At 37.4% G+C, this 11,792-nt stretch carries 19 protein-coding genes; 1 reads left to right on the top strand and 18 read right to left on the bottom strand.

Going from position 1 to position 11,792, the window contains the following annotated elements; translation table 11 throughout:
- Window positions 1-2: 2 nt before the first annotated feature.
- From BK580_RS04210 to BK580_RS04185, 7 genes are all read right to left on the bottom strand, one after another.
- The gene (locus BK580_RS04210) at window positions 3-269 is read right to left on the bottom strand and encodes a hypothetical protein (RefSeq protein ID WP_078379150.1); all 267 of its coding nucleotides are present in this window, start codon (window positions 267-269) and stop codon (window positions 3-5) included.
- 11 nt (window positions 270-280) lie between these two features.
- Window positions 281-1,591, bottom strand: coding sequence for a PBSX family phage terminase large subunit (locus tag BK580_RS04205; protein WP_078379149.1), 1,311 nt, complete (start codon window positions 1,589-1,591; stop codon window positions 281-283).
- Window positions 1,578-2,384: a phage terminase small subunit gene (gene terS, locus BK580_RS04200; protein WP_078379148.1), complete on the bottom strand. Its 807-nt coding sequence runs from the start codon at window positions 2,382-2,384 to the stop codon at window positions 1,578-1,580. The genes BK580_RS04205 and terS overlap by 14 nt, the downstream gene beginning before the upstream one ends.
- Before the next feature lie 70 nt (window positions 2,385-2,454).
- The gene (locus BK580_RS04195) at window positions 2,455-3,387 is read right to left on the bottom strand and encodes a hypothetical protein (protein ID WP_078379147.1); all 933 of its coding nucleotides are present in this window, start codon (window positions 3,385-3,387) and stop codon (window positions 2,455-2,457) included.
- Between the two features lie 192 nt (window positions 3,388-3,579).
- Window positions 3,580-4,071, bottom strand: a complete 492-nt coding sequence (locus BK580_RS04190; RefSeq protein ID WP_078379146.1) for a sigma-70 family RNA polymerase sigma factor — start codon at window positions 4,069-4,071, stop codon at window positions 3,580-3,582.
- 13 nt (window positions 4,072-4,084) lie between these two features.
- The gene (locus tag BK580_RS23505) at window positions 4,085-4,261 is read right to left on the bottom strand and encodes a hypothetical protein (protein ID WP_169864805.1); all 177 of its coding nucleotides are present in this window, start codon (window positions 4,259-4,261) and stop codon (window positions 4,085-4,087) included.
- 124 nt (window positions 4,262-4,385) lie between these two features.
- Window positions 4,386-4,856 (bottom strand): hypothetical protein, encoded by a 471-nt coding sequence (locus BK580_RS04185; RefSeq protein ID WP_078379145.1) that lies wholly within the window; start codon window positions 4,854-4,856, stop codon window positions 4,386-4,388.
- Window positions 4,857-5,073: 217 nt separating this feature from the next.
- Here BK580_RS04185 and BK580_RS04180 point away from each other — a divergent pair, with 217 nt between their 5' ends.
- Window positions 5,074-6,159, top strand: a complete 1,086-nt coding sequence (locus tag BK580_RS04180; protein ID WP_078379144.1) for an amidase domain-containing protein — start codon at window positions 5,074-5,076, stop codon at window positions 6,157-6,159.
- A gap of 186 nt (window positions 6,160-6,345) precedes the next feature.
- On the opposite strand, the gene BK580_RS04175 is transcribed toward BK580_RS04180, so the two are convergent.
- The 11 genes from BK580_RS04175 to BK580_RS04130 all read right to left on the bottom strand — a co-directional run bounded on the left by BK580_RS04175 (window position 6,346) and on the right by BK580_RS04130 (window position 11,791).
- Complete coding sequence (locus tag BK580_RS04175) at window positions 6,346-7,641, bottom strand: DNA cytosine methyltransferase (RefSeq protein ID WP_078379143.1); 1,296 nt, start codon at window positions 7,639-7,641, stop codon at window positions 6,346-6,348.
- A gap of 157 nt (window positions 7,642-7,798) precedes the next feature.
- Window positions 7,799-7,966 carry a DUF3954 domain-containing protein gene (locus BK580_RS04170; RefSeq protein ID WP_078379142.1) on the bottom strand — a complete coding sequence of 56 codons (168 nt, stop codon included), beginning with the start codon at window positions 7,964-7,966 and terminating at the stop codon, window positions 7,799-7,801.
- An 84-nt stretch (window positions 7,967-8,050) separates the two neighbouring features.
- Window positions 8,051-8,209, bottom strand: coding sequence for a hypothetical protein (locus BK580_RS23500; protein ID WP_169864803.1), 159 nt, complete (start codon window positions 8,207-8,209; stop codon window positions 8,051-8,053).
- Window positions 8,210-8,263: 54 nt separating this feature from the next.
- Window positions 8,264-8,548, bottom strand: a complete 285-nt coding sequence (locus BK580_RS04165) for a hypothetical protein (RefSeq protein WP_078379141.1) — start codon at window positions 8,546-8,548, stop codon at window positions 8,264-8,266.
- 11 nt (window positions 8,549-8,559) lie between these two features.
- The gene (locus BK580_RS04160; protein ID WP_078379140.1) at window positions 8,560-9,240 is read right to left on the bottom strand and encodes a hypothetical protein; all 681 of its coding nucleotides are present in this window, start codon (window positions 9,238-9,240) and stop codon (window positions 8,560-8,562) included.
- A 38-nt stretch (window positions 9,241-9,278) separates the two neighbouring features.
- On the bottom strand, window positions 9,279-9,506 hold the full coding sequence (locus BK580_RS04155; RefSeq protein WP_078379139.1) for a hypothetical protein: 228 nt from the start codon (window positions 9,504-9,506) through the stop codon (window positions 9,279-9,281).
- A complete protein-coding gene (locus BK580_RS04150; RefSeq protein ID WP_078379138.1) occupies window positions 9,503-9,853 on the bottom strand; it encodes an IDEAL domain-containing protein in 351 nt (116 codons plus the stop codon). Before BK580_RS04150 ends, BK580_RS04155 begins: the two co-directional genes overlap by 4 nt.
- A gap of 18 nt (window positions 9,854-9,871) precedes the next feature.
- Complete coding sequence (locus BK580_RS23280) at window positions 9,872-10,054, bottom strand: hypothetical protein (RefSeq protein WP_139364837.1); 183 nt, start codon at window positions 10,052-10,054, stop codon at window positions 9,872-9,874.
- A gap of 14 nt (window positions 10,055-10,068) precedes the next feature.
- On the bottom strand, window positions 10,069-10,536 hold the full coding sequence (locus tag BK580_RS04145) for a hypothetical protein (RefSeq protein WP_078379137.1): 468 nt from the start codon (window positions 10,534-10,536) through the stop codon (window positions 10,069-10,071).
- A 162-nt stretch (window positions 10,537-10,698) separates the two neighbouring features.
- On the bottom strand, window positions 10,699-11,118 hold the full coding sequence (locus tag BK580_RS04135) for a RusA family crossover junction endodeoxyribonuclease (protein ID WP_078379135.1): 420 nt from the start codon (window positions 11,116-11,118) through the stop codon (window positions 10,699-10,701).
- The gene (locus tag BK580_RS04130) at window positions 11,108-11,791 is read right to left on the bottom strand and encodes a dUTP diphosphatase (RefSeq protein ID WP_078379134.1); all 684 of its coding nucleotides are present in this window, start codon (window positions 11,789-11,791) and stop codon (window positions 11,108-11,110) included. Before BK580_RS04130 ends, BK580_RS04135 begins: the two co-directional genes overlap by 11 nt.
- Between the last annotated feature and the right edge of the window lies 1 nt (window position 11,792).

Here is an 11,792-nt window from a genome sequence, read left to right as displayed (position 1 = left end):
GCCTAATCAACCTTTTCGTAAGTAGCTTCAAATATTTCTGGCTTACATGGGTAAATCTCTCCTTGTACACCCTTAATAACAAAATCACCACGGCTCGCGTACATAGTGCCTTCTAACGTTTCGATAGCTAAAAGTCGTCTATTTGGCTCATTATTAATAAAGTAAACGTTACCTTTTTCAATAGCATCAACAATCCATTGGGGATCTTCCTTTTGCTCTATCCACTGAAAAGCCTCAATCACCACTGGTTTTTTTCGATATTTAGCCATTTAGTAACCTCCTAGAATTTCAATCTAAGCTTTTGTAAATTGTCATTCACGTAATACTGAAAAGCATCACATGTATGATCGTCTACCTTAATCACTTTTGGATCATCCGTTTTCAACGAATCTTTATCCCACTGATACTTTCTGTGCTCTTGAATAAATATCTGATTGTTAGGTGTGTCCAAATAAAAAAACCTACCCTGAGCGAGTAAGTCGTGGACGTTATCAATCATGTCTACTTTCTTTTTCTTAGCTACCGGATGTAGCACTAGATGATGGTCTTTATAAATTTGATTTCGTAAAGCACCCTCCGCACTATCAATGGTCATCATATCAATTGGCCTTCTGTACTCTTTTCGTGTTTTCTCTAGCCAGTCCTTATATTCTTTCGAAAGCTCACTAGGAGCCTTCTTAATAACCTTGTTTTCAGGACTGTAGTACCAGGTATCCAATAAGATAACATCCCTCTTTTTAGTAAAAGCAAGCGCCAAGTGAGTCGTTGCAGAGACCTGATGCCCTGTATCTGTAGCAGTATCAACCATCAAAATGTCATCATTATAAGGTAAGCTATCCAACTTCTGGAAATGGTTCATGTTGTAAACCATGTCTCCAAGCCCAATGACCTTACCGCCATACATCCAATCGTGATAATCTGGATCCGTCTCTTTGTACTTGTGAATCTTCCTAACCATTTGCTCAGAAAGGAAGCCTTTTTCGTCATCCATGTAAGTAGAGTGATGAATGAAATAATCATCATCCCCTGCTTTGCCATCCAACCATTCATTAATCCAGCTGTAAGGGTTTCTTGGAGGGTTGTAGGAAAAATAGACTTTAACCTCTTTTCCTTCAATCTCCTGACGAATGAATGTATCCTCTACAATATCTATATCCTCGACTCCAGCAAACTCTGCTGCTTCCTCAAACCAAAGAGCCATTACATATCCTTTGGCAATTTTGGCTGACTTAAGCTTCATCGGATCGTCACAACCATAGAAGTAGAAAGCAGTGTTAGTAGCCTTATGCTTAATTATTAAAGGACTCTTTCCGAAAGTGAATTCATCCTCTACCTTCAACATATAGATGGCCCATTTAATTTGCTCATAAATGGACGTAGATAAATATTTACCGACTTTTCTAAGGCAGACAACATTGCCGTTAGGATCATTAAGAAAGTCTGTTACTAGTCTCAAACTAATAACAGAGGACTTCATAGAAGAACGGCCGCCTTTCGCAACAATGTGCGATTCTTCTGCTAGCCACAAATCATAGAAGTTAACATTAATCATGTCCAGAACGTTGACGATGTTGAAATCAATCGTCTTCATTACGTTCACGCTTCTTTCTTTCAGCTAGCACACGGCGCATTTCATCTTCGTTTGTAACGATGACGGTTTTTCCACCTGTGTTTTCATTAGTGGTATCTGCTTTTACCTTGTCGATATCGGCTTTCGTTTTCTCAATACCAAGCCTCATACCTTCCAGCTTCAACCTGCGCTCATCATCAATATGTGCCATTTCGTCAAACTGTTTAATTAAACTTCGTAGTTCGCTCATTGCTCTTGATTGAGCATTAAGGAATGTAGCTTGGCGGTCCCAGGCGAACTGGAACTCGTATTCTTCCTCAGTAACATTCTTTTCCACGCCGCCACCTTGAGCTTTAGGGATTTCATGATACTCAAACTTTGCTTTCTTGAGCTCTTTAATCATTTCGTTTTTGCTTGTCACAAACATAACCTTCTGAGCTCGAATAATAGCAGCATACTGTATTAGTATCTGGTCCCATATTAAATCAGCAGGAGAGCGTTCATTCATTTGCTCCATGATCTCGAGCGTTTCAGGAGGAAGGAATTTCGAGAAGAAGCCATGGGTTACTGCGTTGGAGTTTCCTTTCGGTGCTGCTCCTCCACGATTGCCTTTTGCGTTGATATTCCCCTTAGGTGCGCCCCTCTTTTTTGTGTGCACACCTTTTTCTTTGGGTGCACCCCTATCTCGGTTCCAACCATATCGTTTCTTCCATGACTTTACCGTGTTAATGGACACTTCATATTTTTCTGCGATGTCCTTGTATTTCATCCCTTTGACATAATCCTTCTCAGCCAACACATACTTTTCAGCCATCTTACATCACCTGCCACCTCCAGTATTTTGTGTTTGTTTTGGGCATAGAAAAAAGCACCCCGAAGGATGCTCAATTTTTTTTATATGAAAAACCCACTACTGTATATTTTTGTTTCTCATTAAAGGCCCAAAACCAAGTTGCTATATATTCAATTAGCTTAAAACCATTTGCTTTATTAATTGCATCTCGGACAAAAGGCAGACCACCTATAATTTGAATCTTCTGTAGGTCTTTAATCAATTTCTCGTTCTTCATATAAGCAATACTTATAATTTCTAGACTCCCATAATTTTTTAAAAAATACTCACTGTTATTTTGGTTAAATTCAAATGTATCAGAAGAAATTGCCACGACTCCCCCTTTATTCAATGCAGAATGAATTGTTCTAAATAGTGAAATTAGCAAACGTTGGTTAGTGGTTTTACCGATGTGATTAATTTTATTTATATATTCATCTTTAATTTCATCAGTAGAAAATACACCAATCATAAAAACAGGCATAAATAACTGCGTTGTAATACTATTCACAAAAACAAAATCATACTTTGAATCCTTTGGTACTTGAAGACTTTTCGAATTCTTAAACTTGGTTGGAATCCCATCCCTAAACTTTTCAACTTCTTTACATAGCTTTTCTACGCCCATTTCAACGAATACATTTCTTAGTTCATTAATTTTTGTTTCAACTATCCCTGTTATATCATCTTCTACAATTAATATCTTACCCCGTTGTTCTTCAGTTAACTCTTCGACCGCTTCTTTCATAGACTTTTTATCCAAATCTACTAATGTAACACTTTGGAATTTATCAACAAAATCACCTAGAGAAAAATCCAAGCAACCTCCTGCACCAATTATCAATGCCCTTTCATTACTTTTTACATTTTCGTTAATTGTTGTAGTTAACCATTTGTCACATGCCATTCGAGCATTCTTCCATCTCGACTTTATCTCGTCTCTGTCTCTTTTGTTAAATTCAATAAATATATCTCTTGTCTGCATTATTTATCCCCTTTTAGAAATAGCTTTTTATATAATATCGGTTATATATTAAACATCTTAAGGGAAAAAATTATTTCCTAAAACTATCAGGTCTTGTGCAATTCTTAATCCGTTAAAGTTTGTAATATTATCTAACTAAATAGAGCGAAACCTCTCTTCTACTAATGTAACCTTCGTACGTCAAAACGTACGTCATGAAACTCTTTGCTCCACTTTTTTTCTCGCTCGCTCAATGTACTGCTGCACTGTTCGCTTCTTCAATCCGAACTCATCTGCTATCTCTTGCATGCTCATCCCTTGAGCAACATGGAGTATATAACATTGCCTTTCCCTTAGAGAAAAAGACGAAAGAATACTTATCAACGCTTTCTTTTGTTCTTGAGGAATATATAGCTTTCTGTCATTTATATCGTCTAATTGATCTGTAATGTCAGGAAGAATATCCATGCTTTCTAAATACCTTTTCTGGTAAATTGAGCGTTTATCTACACCTCTCATTAAACCTGGCTGACGGCCTGTCTCAAGCCACTGGATTACAAATTCAGTGTCGTCGATCATATCACTAATTAACTTCCTATCGGTCTCACTCTCTGGATTATTATTGTATAATTTATTCCTTAAATTTTTTAAATCCTTTTTACCATCTGAGTATTCTTGAATTAATTTGTCGGCCCAGTTCGGCATAGATATTCTCCTCCTATCGTTGTGTGTATGCCCCGCCTCTTTTTCTTACATACCTTGGACCATTAGCCCCCATAAGCTCCCACAAATCCCTGTCAGACAGTTTCTCTTTCGTTGGTGGTTTAATTCCTCTCTTCTGTTCTCCGTGCTGCTTCTCCCATTTCTTTAATTGATCCCTCAAACTCCGATTCATCCCCATATCCCCTTTGTATTAAAGATAGAAAACAAAAAGAGGGCACTAGACAAACAGTAAAAACTGCTTGTCCAGTGCCCTCCAGATCTTGGTTAGGCTTAACATATAAATATCTTAATTTAGATTATTGATACATCAAATTAATCTTTTCATCTAATTGTTCCTGTAGGTTTCTTTGATTATAATTAGTAATCTTTTCTCTGACATCTTTAGGAAAAAGACCATCTATATCACTATTAAATTTTGTGCCATCTCTAGGAGCTTTATGCTCTTTAACAATTATATTTCCGTTTTCTTCCATTATTAATACTAAAGGTTGGGATAACCCTGACGTTCGCTTAACACTCTCACCCTTAATATAGGCTTCTTCTATTATTGTCCATATATAGATTTCGTTACGGTTCCTATCACTACCCAAAACATCATATACACTTATAATTTTTCCTTCTTTTATCGGATTAACTAAGTTTGATTCTAAATATGAATTAATAATTTCCTTGTCTTTATTTGATAAAGTATAAGGTTCACTCTTCGTTACACTACTGCATGCTGATAATAACACCAATATGATAATAAAAGTGATAATATTTTTCATAATTCTCCTTCTTGAAACCATATTTTTTTCTAAATAATATCATAAAATTTAACCTCTGTGGGAGATTGCATTTTTTGTCGAATAAAAATACTACAATTTTTACCTTTTATTATATATATTGTATTTAAAGGAGGTATTTTGTATTTTTTTGTATTTACTTGCAAAATATAAATTGCAAGATTAATAGATAAATAGATTAATAGGAGTGAGCACGCATATGAAGAAATTTTGTACTTATTTTTTATCTATTGTTTTATTATTATCATCTCTTTCTATAATACCAACCCATGAAGTAAATGCCGAAAGTAATATTACTAACAATCCTTATATCAAAGCCCTTTATGATGAAAGAACAAGTTCTAAGGCTTTATCAACATCTTCACCATTATCACTCAATGAGTCTGAACCGCTAGTGGATCCTGAAGTTGAGGAAAATATTCTTATTCATACCTTAGAACATTACTATCAAGAAGATATTAAAGTTGCTGATTTTCTAAGCGATATTACTACAGATGAAAAAGTAAAAGATAAAGTTCTATCCATTGATAGATCAGATAAAATATTAGTAATGTATTTAATCAAAGATATTTATCATACAATACAAGAAGATAGCAATAGGGAATTACTATATGGATACTTGAATAGATATGTTTTAGGCCCAGATGAAAATGAAGAAGTAATTCAAGAATTCATTAATGAAATAGCAGAAGTAGATACAAATGCTGGAGAATTTAGCGTTGCATCTACTTATAATGGTACCGGGGCTGGAAATTGGGCATACAACAATTACAATAAATATAGTACAAACTACCCTAAATTCACTGGGAAGTTTGGAACCGACTGCACAAATTTTGTATCTCAAGCTATGCATGTAGGAGGTGGTAAAGCAAAGGCTGGAAATTGGACTATTTCTAAAAAAAATTCTACATATTGGGTAATTGATAGTGCAGCTCAATTAAACCATAGTTGGAGTTTAACTGATCCAAGCCCATGGATAAGCGTTCAACAGTTTAGTAATTATTGGAGACCTAAATCTAATGTTCATAGATTCAGTAGTGAGTACTATAGAGCTAATCACAAAACCATTTATAATAAAAATATTTATAAGGGTGATGTCGTAGTCCTTTATAAAGGTGTAGCAGGATTAGCTGTCGTACCTACTCATTTAATGATTGTTTCAGCATATGATACTACAAATAAAGACTTTCTATTAGCAGGACATTCTAATGAAAGACAAGCCTATCCTTTATTATCTGCAAGAAGTGGATATAGTCAGATCGAAATTCTAGAAATACCACATTAAAAAACAACGCTTTTGATTTCCGTATTAGGCTTCGCCTTTGAGGTCAAAAAGGAGAGCGTTATCGAAATATGTCGATTTATATTCAGTGTAATTAAACTTGTCTATACAAATACTTAGCTTAAGAACAAGGTCAGCATACATCCAAGTCCTACCACACTAAGCGAGCTGCCTTGTTCCGTTTCTTGTTTAACCCGAAGCAGCCACCTTGTATCTGTTATTTTCGTTTGAACACATTTCAGGAAGATTTGCTCTTACCAATGCATCTGCGAATGGTGGAGGTACTGAATTTCCGCATCGTGCAACTTGTTCCGTTTTCGGGTAGCTCTTACCTTTATAATCACGATTGATAATGTATGTTATCGGGAACCCTTGCCCCTTGAACAATTCATGAGGTTGCAGCATCCTTATTCCAACGTCTGCTATTGCATGACCTTTCCCGCTTACCGTCACAAGACCAAACCGATCTTTTGTTGTGATGGTATGAAGAGGAACATTCAAACTCTGACCCACATCTGAACCATAATATTTGGTCAAAAAGGCATATACCTTTTCATCCTGGTTATCTAACTTCAAATCCTCTTTTAGGGTTGCTTTGACTAACCCAAATCGATTAGCAGTCGGGATTGTGGGGATCGGTTCTCTTAAACTACTACCTCGTACCTCTTCTCCTTGATGCGTGTAATAGTGACTCAGAAAGTAGGCACTATCTTTCACGATATACGGATTGTTCGTATCAATAACAAACTTTTTAATACCTCGCCCAATACGAATTAGGCTATTTTCTTTAAGTGGGATTTTTCTTGTAAAGATACTCGGAACATCTAATTTCCAATCAATAATTTCTGCTGCAGTTCTATATGGTTGTTTTCCTGTACCATGTGTTGGTTCTGGCCATACAATCGGACGACTATCGCATCTAGCAACCAAGAAAAATCGTTTTCTACTAGTTGGGGTACCGTAATCGCACGCCTTCAGCTCTTTATAATCCACGTTGTAGCCAAGCGCTTCGAACGATTTAACGAATGATTGAAAGGTCATCCCTTTTTTATCTGGATCTGGTACCCACTCACCTTTTTTGTTTAGCATTAATGGACCCCAGGTTTTAAACTCTTCCACGTTTTCTAGCATGATGACTCTCGGCCTTACTTTAATCGCCCAATTTATAGCTATCCAAGCTAGACCTCTTACCATTTTATTTACCGGCTTTCCACCCTTAGCTTTTGAAAAATGCTTGCAATCGGGAGATAACCAACATAGACCTACTTTTCTGCCTTTGACCACTTCTTTTGGATCAACATCCCACACAGACTCACAATAATGCTCTGTATCTGGATGATTCACCTTGTGCATAGCGATAGCAGCTGGGTCATGGTTGATAGCAATATCAACCGATAATCCAGTAGCCATTTCAATCCCTGTAGAAGCTCCACCACCGCCAGCAAAATTATCGACTATTATTTCTCGAAATAAATCTAACTGCATCAAGCTCCCTCTTCCCTTAAAAGTGATGACGAAAAATGTCGATTTTTATTCAGTGTAATTAAACTTGTCTAAACAAATACTTTAAAGTAAGAACAAGGTCAGCATACATCCAAGTCCTACGCCTACCGAGCTGCCTTGTTCGATTGAATATACATAATTACAGCTTTGTTTTCACAGTAGTCTCCAGGCGATCAACCTTCCCACCGAGAACAACAACTGAAATCTCACCATAATCAGGAAGGTCGTGCTCTATTAATCTACCGTCTTTAATCACATATAACTTTTTGTTGTTGGTAAGATCTATTACTGCGTTTGTTTTAACCACCAGAACCCCTCCTATGTGATATAATTACCTTGTCGAGGCTGGAAGAGATTCTGGCTATAACCTCTGAATTTATTCGGAGGTTTTTTATTTTGGCTCTATGTCATCCAGTAGCTTAATTACTTCTTCTATCTTTTCGCCTAGTTGCAACGGGTCTCTCTGGCATTCGCCAGATTGAATATCCATCACCACATCGATTAGCTTTTGTTTCATTCTTATAACTTCACTTTTTAGGATTAGATTCATCCTTATCACCTCAAACGCAGTATCTACTATAAGCAGGATAATATCCTTTATGTGCTAATTCGGAACAAAACCTGTGGATGTTCTCTTAATCCCAATGATTGGGCCAGTATATCCAGCCAATACTAATTGTCTTTGTGCTTTTCTGAACACATAATCAAGATCTTCGCCTTCCTTTATCGTTCCATCTTCCATAAGATGTTTGTTTGGAATCCATACGTTTTGATTGGTTCCCCCTAGGGTGTAGCGTTTTGCCTTTTGTTTTCTGTATCCACCCCTATTAATTAGCTGGAGCTTAATCCCTTTATAGTGCTGAAATTCTAGATTGTATCTTGTTTTCATCTAATAGATCCTCAATCGTATTCTGGGTTTGTGAAGCTTGTTTCATATCTATCAATAACTAATTTGGCTTTGCGAGTCCACATCTTGAATAGGGTAGCATCTGCTCCGTACAATCCGCCCATTATTACTTTGTTTTCGAAGCTTTTATCTCCTATCTCAACTCTACGTACTGTTGAATCTTCTTTATCAAGAGTAATTTGATATTTACATGCGTACCAATCCTTATCTGCCTCTGGATCAATATACACATATTTTGAACCGTATTTATCCTCTACGATTACTGTTATTTCTTGATATTCGTCATAACTTAATTCGTTTAATTCGCAATCATCTTTTACGATTTCCATTATCAATTTTGATAAGTTGTATTCCTCTTCTGAAGTACCCAAAATTTCTTGGATGCTTTCTTGTATACGTTTGACTCCCTCTTCGTGAACAGCTTTCTCTAACTCGGTTTTTATGACGTTTAGAATGACTTGGTTATAAGAAGGTATGTCCAATCGATCTAAATTGAATTTCATTTGATCTTGAACCTGCTGCTTTAATCCCTTTCCAAAATCACTCCAACTTTTAAATGAATCCTTAACGATATCCTGTATGGTTTCTTCAATTTGTTTCTTAACGATTTTTTCTACATAACCATCTTGTTTCAACTCTGATAAAGTGTTGTTTACGATTAAATTTAAGTCCATTTTTTCTCCTCTTTTCTTTTTTATTCGTGCATAATGTTTCACTTTCTACCAAAACTAGCGCTAATCACATTCCCCTGAACTTCGTACCCTGGATCCCTTTCCTTAGCAGTGCTATAAAGCTTCTGCGCCTTCTTATCGCGCTTAAACGATTCAAAGTATCCGTTGCAGATGGCTGTTATTTCTGTTTTCGAAAGCCCTTCATTTTGGTACATACCGACTGCCATAGCCATATACTGTTCTGCTTTTAGCTGCATTGTTTGCTTCACCAGCCAACCAACTCCTTTGGCAACATATCCGTTAATTCTTGAAACCACTCTTTATCGTTCGTGTCGAGCGCCATATCGATTAGAGCGTGTAGATCTTCTTCTTCCAAAGTTGGAGGAACTATAGACAATTCCTCAAGATACATCCATTCCAGTCTTTTAATAGATTTTCCGCTACCATGTTTTAAGAACATGACACTTGCTTCTTCATCCTCGATATTTACATCAGTTATAAACCCAATGGTTCCTATAGCTTTAGGATTGGTATCTCCTATAGCCTGTGAGATACGAACCCAATCACCTTTTCGAAATTTCTTTTGATCGATAAAAACTGATACTTCTACGTTCATTGCTCCACCCTCCCCATATTAGGAAAATCGGCTAACCACCGTCTTTTCCATTCTTCCAGCGCTTCTTCGTTTTCTTCGTGGCATAGTTTGATTAATTCGATCAGTGATATTTTTTCTAAGCTCATTGAAAGTCTCCGATTCTAGCATTTCTTCTCTTAACACACGTTTCTGCCAATCTAGTTGTGAGTTATCCTGTGACATACACTCACGTCCTCTCAAAATAGGCTTAATTGCTCAAATTCCGTTGATTCTGGTTCAATTGGTATCTCTTCAAGGTCGATACTCGTAAGCTCTTCTACGGCTTCGTTATCCGCCTCTGAATCAACCTCTACGATATCTGTGAACCACTTTTGAGGGAACGACCCTCGAAAACTAGTACATTCCACATCGTCGTAGAAGAAACAAAGTGTAACGTTGAGCTTTAAATAATAATGTTTGAATTCCACTTGGCTATATCCAGTACCTCGATAGATCAGTTTCGCTCGATAGAGCTTGTCCTTATGTAGTTCAACCTCGTTGTCTATAACTTCAAAGCTTTCAGCAAGGAAGCATCCTCTGTGAGCACCTGGATTAGGAAATTTAGAAACGTAGTAATGATCGGGTCCGTTAGGAAAGAGGAAGTACTTCTCTCCCTTATTGATGACCTCCGTGTTTACTGGATTGACGCAGATTCCTTGTAGCATTACCTCGCCTTCTTTCTTGGCGTATCTTGGGTATTTCAGTGCCACCTAACTTCTTGCAGTCTGTTCCGAAGCGACTAGAGCACTGTTTATAACGGGAGCAACGTGTCTGGCACGCCATCTCCCTGTCTTCTTTCTTCATCCACTCGGGGCGATCGTCAGCGATTATGACGTTTGACAAACTGCCAACTCCTTTATCATAATTTCGATGCCAGGAACCTCTCCGTATAATTTAATTGCCGTTACCTTGGCTACTTGGTTATCATCGTGCCAGGCTATTTTGTTAAGGGAGTCGAAAACACCCTTTACTAAATTATCAGCATCAGGCTTTTTGATATGGTACTCTCCAACTACTGCAGCTTGCTTTTTCTTACTCCAACTTTTCGGGATTGGCATGATAAACCATATCTCTACTGCGATTGGACCACCAAGGAGTTTCTTTTCCTTCAGCTGTTGTTTTGCGTGCCACTGAAGAACGCTTTTGTAGTAAAGGTATCGCTGGGCATTAGGCTTAACAAACTTCCCTCTACCAGTCATTCTGACAGCTCCCATTGGCTCCACTGAAATCGTTAGTTTAATAGCCATTATCTTGGCGCTCGTGATTCGTTTTGTTTTTAACGAAGTACGCTTCCTCGATTTGCTTGAAGGTGAAATCATACTCAACCAAACCTATTGAGATAAAGATGTACCACGCGGTCCTAAAGTTAAACTGATGTTTACTCCAATCTAAGAAAGGAACATATTTTTTTTCATCATGCTCTACCCCAAGCACACCCAGACGATTTTTTAATTCTAGATACACCATGTTCAATCCACCATCGAATGCATTTTCACGAAAATCCTCTAGAGCTTCTTCAGCGAAGTATAGCAACTCGCTCCACCCTTTTTGATTAGCAAGCGAGAGAAAGAAATGTACTACATCAACAAATTCTTCTAGGAGAGGTCTTTTTTGTATGCCTGTTCCACTGCAATAAGTGCAAATATCAACTCGGTCATCTACATGCTCGTTGCCAGAAAAGACTTGATGATGAAACTCTCCTAATCCTTTGCAAGCATGACACTCAACTTCTAATCTTGGCTCTTGATCATCGCTCCAAACTTTAAACCAACGTCCCTCGTTCGCGAATTCTGATAGTTCCACATCCAAGGCTACTAATGTGTTGCGGAAACGTTCTTCCTCCGTCCAGACGATTCCTTTTTCTGCGATAATGCGGTCATCCAACTGCTTTTGCATTTCTAGCATTTTGTCTAGACTCATA

Source organism: Sutcliffiella halmapala, assembly GCF_002019665.1.
Lineage (GTDB): Bacteria > Bacillota > Bacilli > Bacillales > Bacillaceae_I > Sutcliffiella_A > Sutcliffiella_A halmapala.
Note: the sequence above shows the minus strand (reverse complement) of the source record. Positions and strands in the feature narration are given on the sequence as shown.

What these genes read in the sequence shown, in the direction of transcription:
- BK580_RS04205 (WP_078379149.1), bottom strand. Translation starts at nt 1,591, where the DNA reads ATGAAGACGATTGATTTCAACATCGTCAACGTTCTGGACATGATTAAT.
- BK580_RS23500 (WP_169864803.1), bottom strand. Translation starts at nt 8,209, where the DNA reads ATGAATCTAATCCTAAAAAGTGAAGTTATAAGAATGAAACAAAAGCTA.
- BK580_RS04190 (WP_078379146.1), bottom strand. Translation starts at nt 4,071, where the DNA reads ATGCCGAACTGGGCCGACAAATTAATTCAAGAATACTCAGATGGTAAA.
- BK580_RS04135 (WP_078379135.1), bottom strand. Translation starts at nt 11,118, where the DNA reads ATGGCTATTAAACTAACGATTTCAGTGGAGCCAATGGGAGCTGTCAGA.
- BK580_RS04130 (WP_078379134.1), bottom strand. Translation starts at nt 11,791, where the DNA reads ATGAGTCTAGACAAAATGCTAGAAATGCAAAAGCAGTTGGATGACCGC.
- BK580_RS04145 (WP_078379137.1), bottom strand. Translation starts at nt 10,536, where the DNA reads ATGCTACAAGGAATCTGCGTCAATCCAGTAAACACGGAGGTCATCAAT.
- BK580_RS04175 (WP_078379143.1), bottom strand. Translation starts at nt 7,641, where the DNA reads ATGCAGTTAGATTTATTTCGAGAAATAATAGTCGATAATTTTGCTGGC.
- BK580_RS04150 (WP_078379138.1), bottom strand. Translation starts at nt 9,853, where the DNA reads ATGAACGTAGAAGTATCAGTTTTTATCGATCAAAAGAAATTTCGAAAA.
- BK580_RS04195 (WP_078379147.1), bottom strand. Translation starts at nt 3,387, where the DNA reads ATGCAGACAAGAGATATATTTATTGAATTTAACAAAAGAGACAGAGAC.
- BK580_RS23280 (WP_139364837.1), bottom strand. Translation starts at nt 10,054, where the DNA reads ATGTCACAGGATAACTCACAACTAGATTGGCAGAAACGTGTGTTAAGA.
- terS (WP_078379148.1), bottom strand. Translation starts at nt 2,384, where the DNA reads ATGGCTGAAAAGTATGTGTTGGCTGAGAAGGATTATGTCAAAGGGATG.
- BK580_RS04185 (WP_078379145.1), bottom strand. Translation starts at nt 4,856, where the DNA reads ATGAAAAATATTATCACTTTTATTATCATATTGGTGTTATTATCAGCA.
- BK580_RS04165 (WP_078379141.1), bottom strand. Translation starts at nt 8,548, where the DNA reads ATGAAAACAAGATACAATCTAGAATTTCAGCACTATAAAGGGATTAAG.
- BK580_RS23505 (WP_169864805.1), bottom strand. Translation starts at nt 4,261, where the DNA reads ATGAATCGGAGTTTGAGGGATCAATTAAAGAAATGGGAGAAGCAGCAC.
- BK580_RS04180 (WP_078379144.1), top strand. Translation starts at nt 5,074, where the DNA reads ATGAAGAAATTTTGTACTTATTTTTTATCTATTGTTTTATTATTATCA.
- BK580_RS04210 (WP_078379150.1), bottom strand. Translation starts at nt 269, where the DNA reads ATGGCTAAATATCGAAAAAAACCAGTGGTGATTGAGGCTTTTCAGTGG.
- BK580_RS04160 (WP_078379140.1), bottom strand. Translation starts at nt 9,240, where the DNA reads ATGGACTTAAATTTAATCGTAAACAACACTTTATCAGAGTTGAAACAA.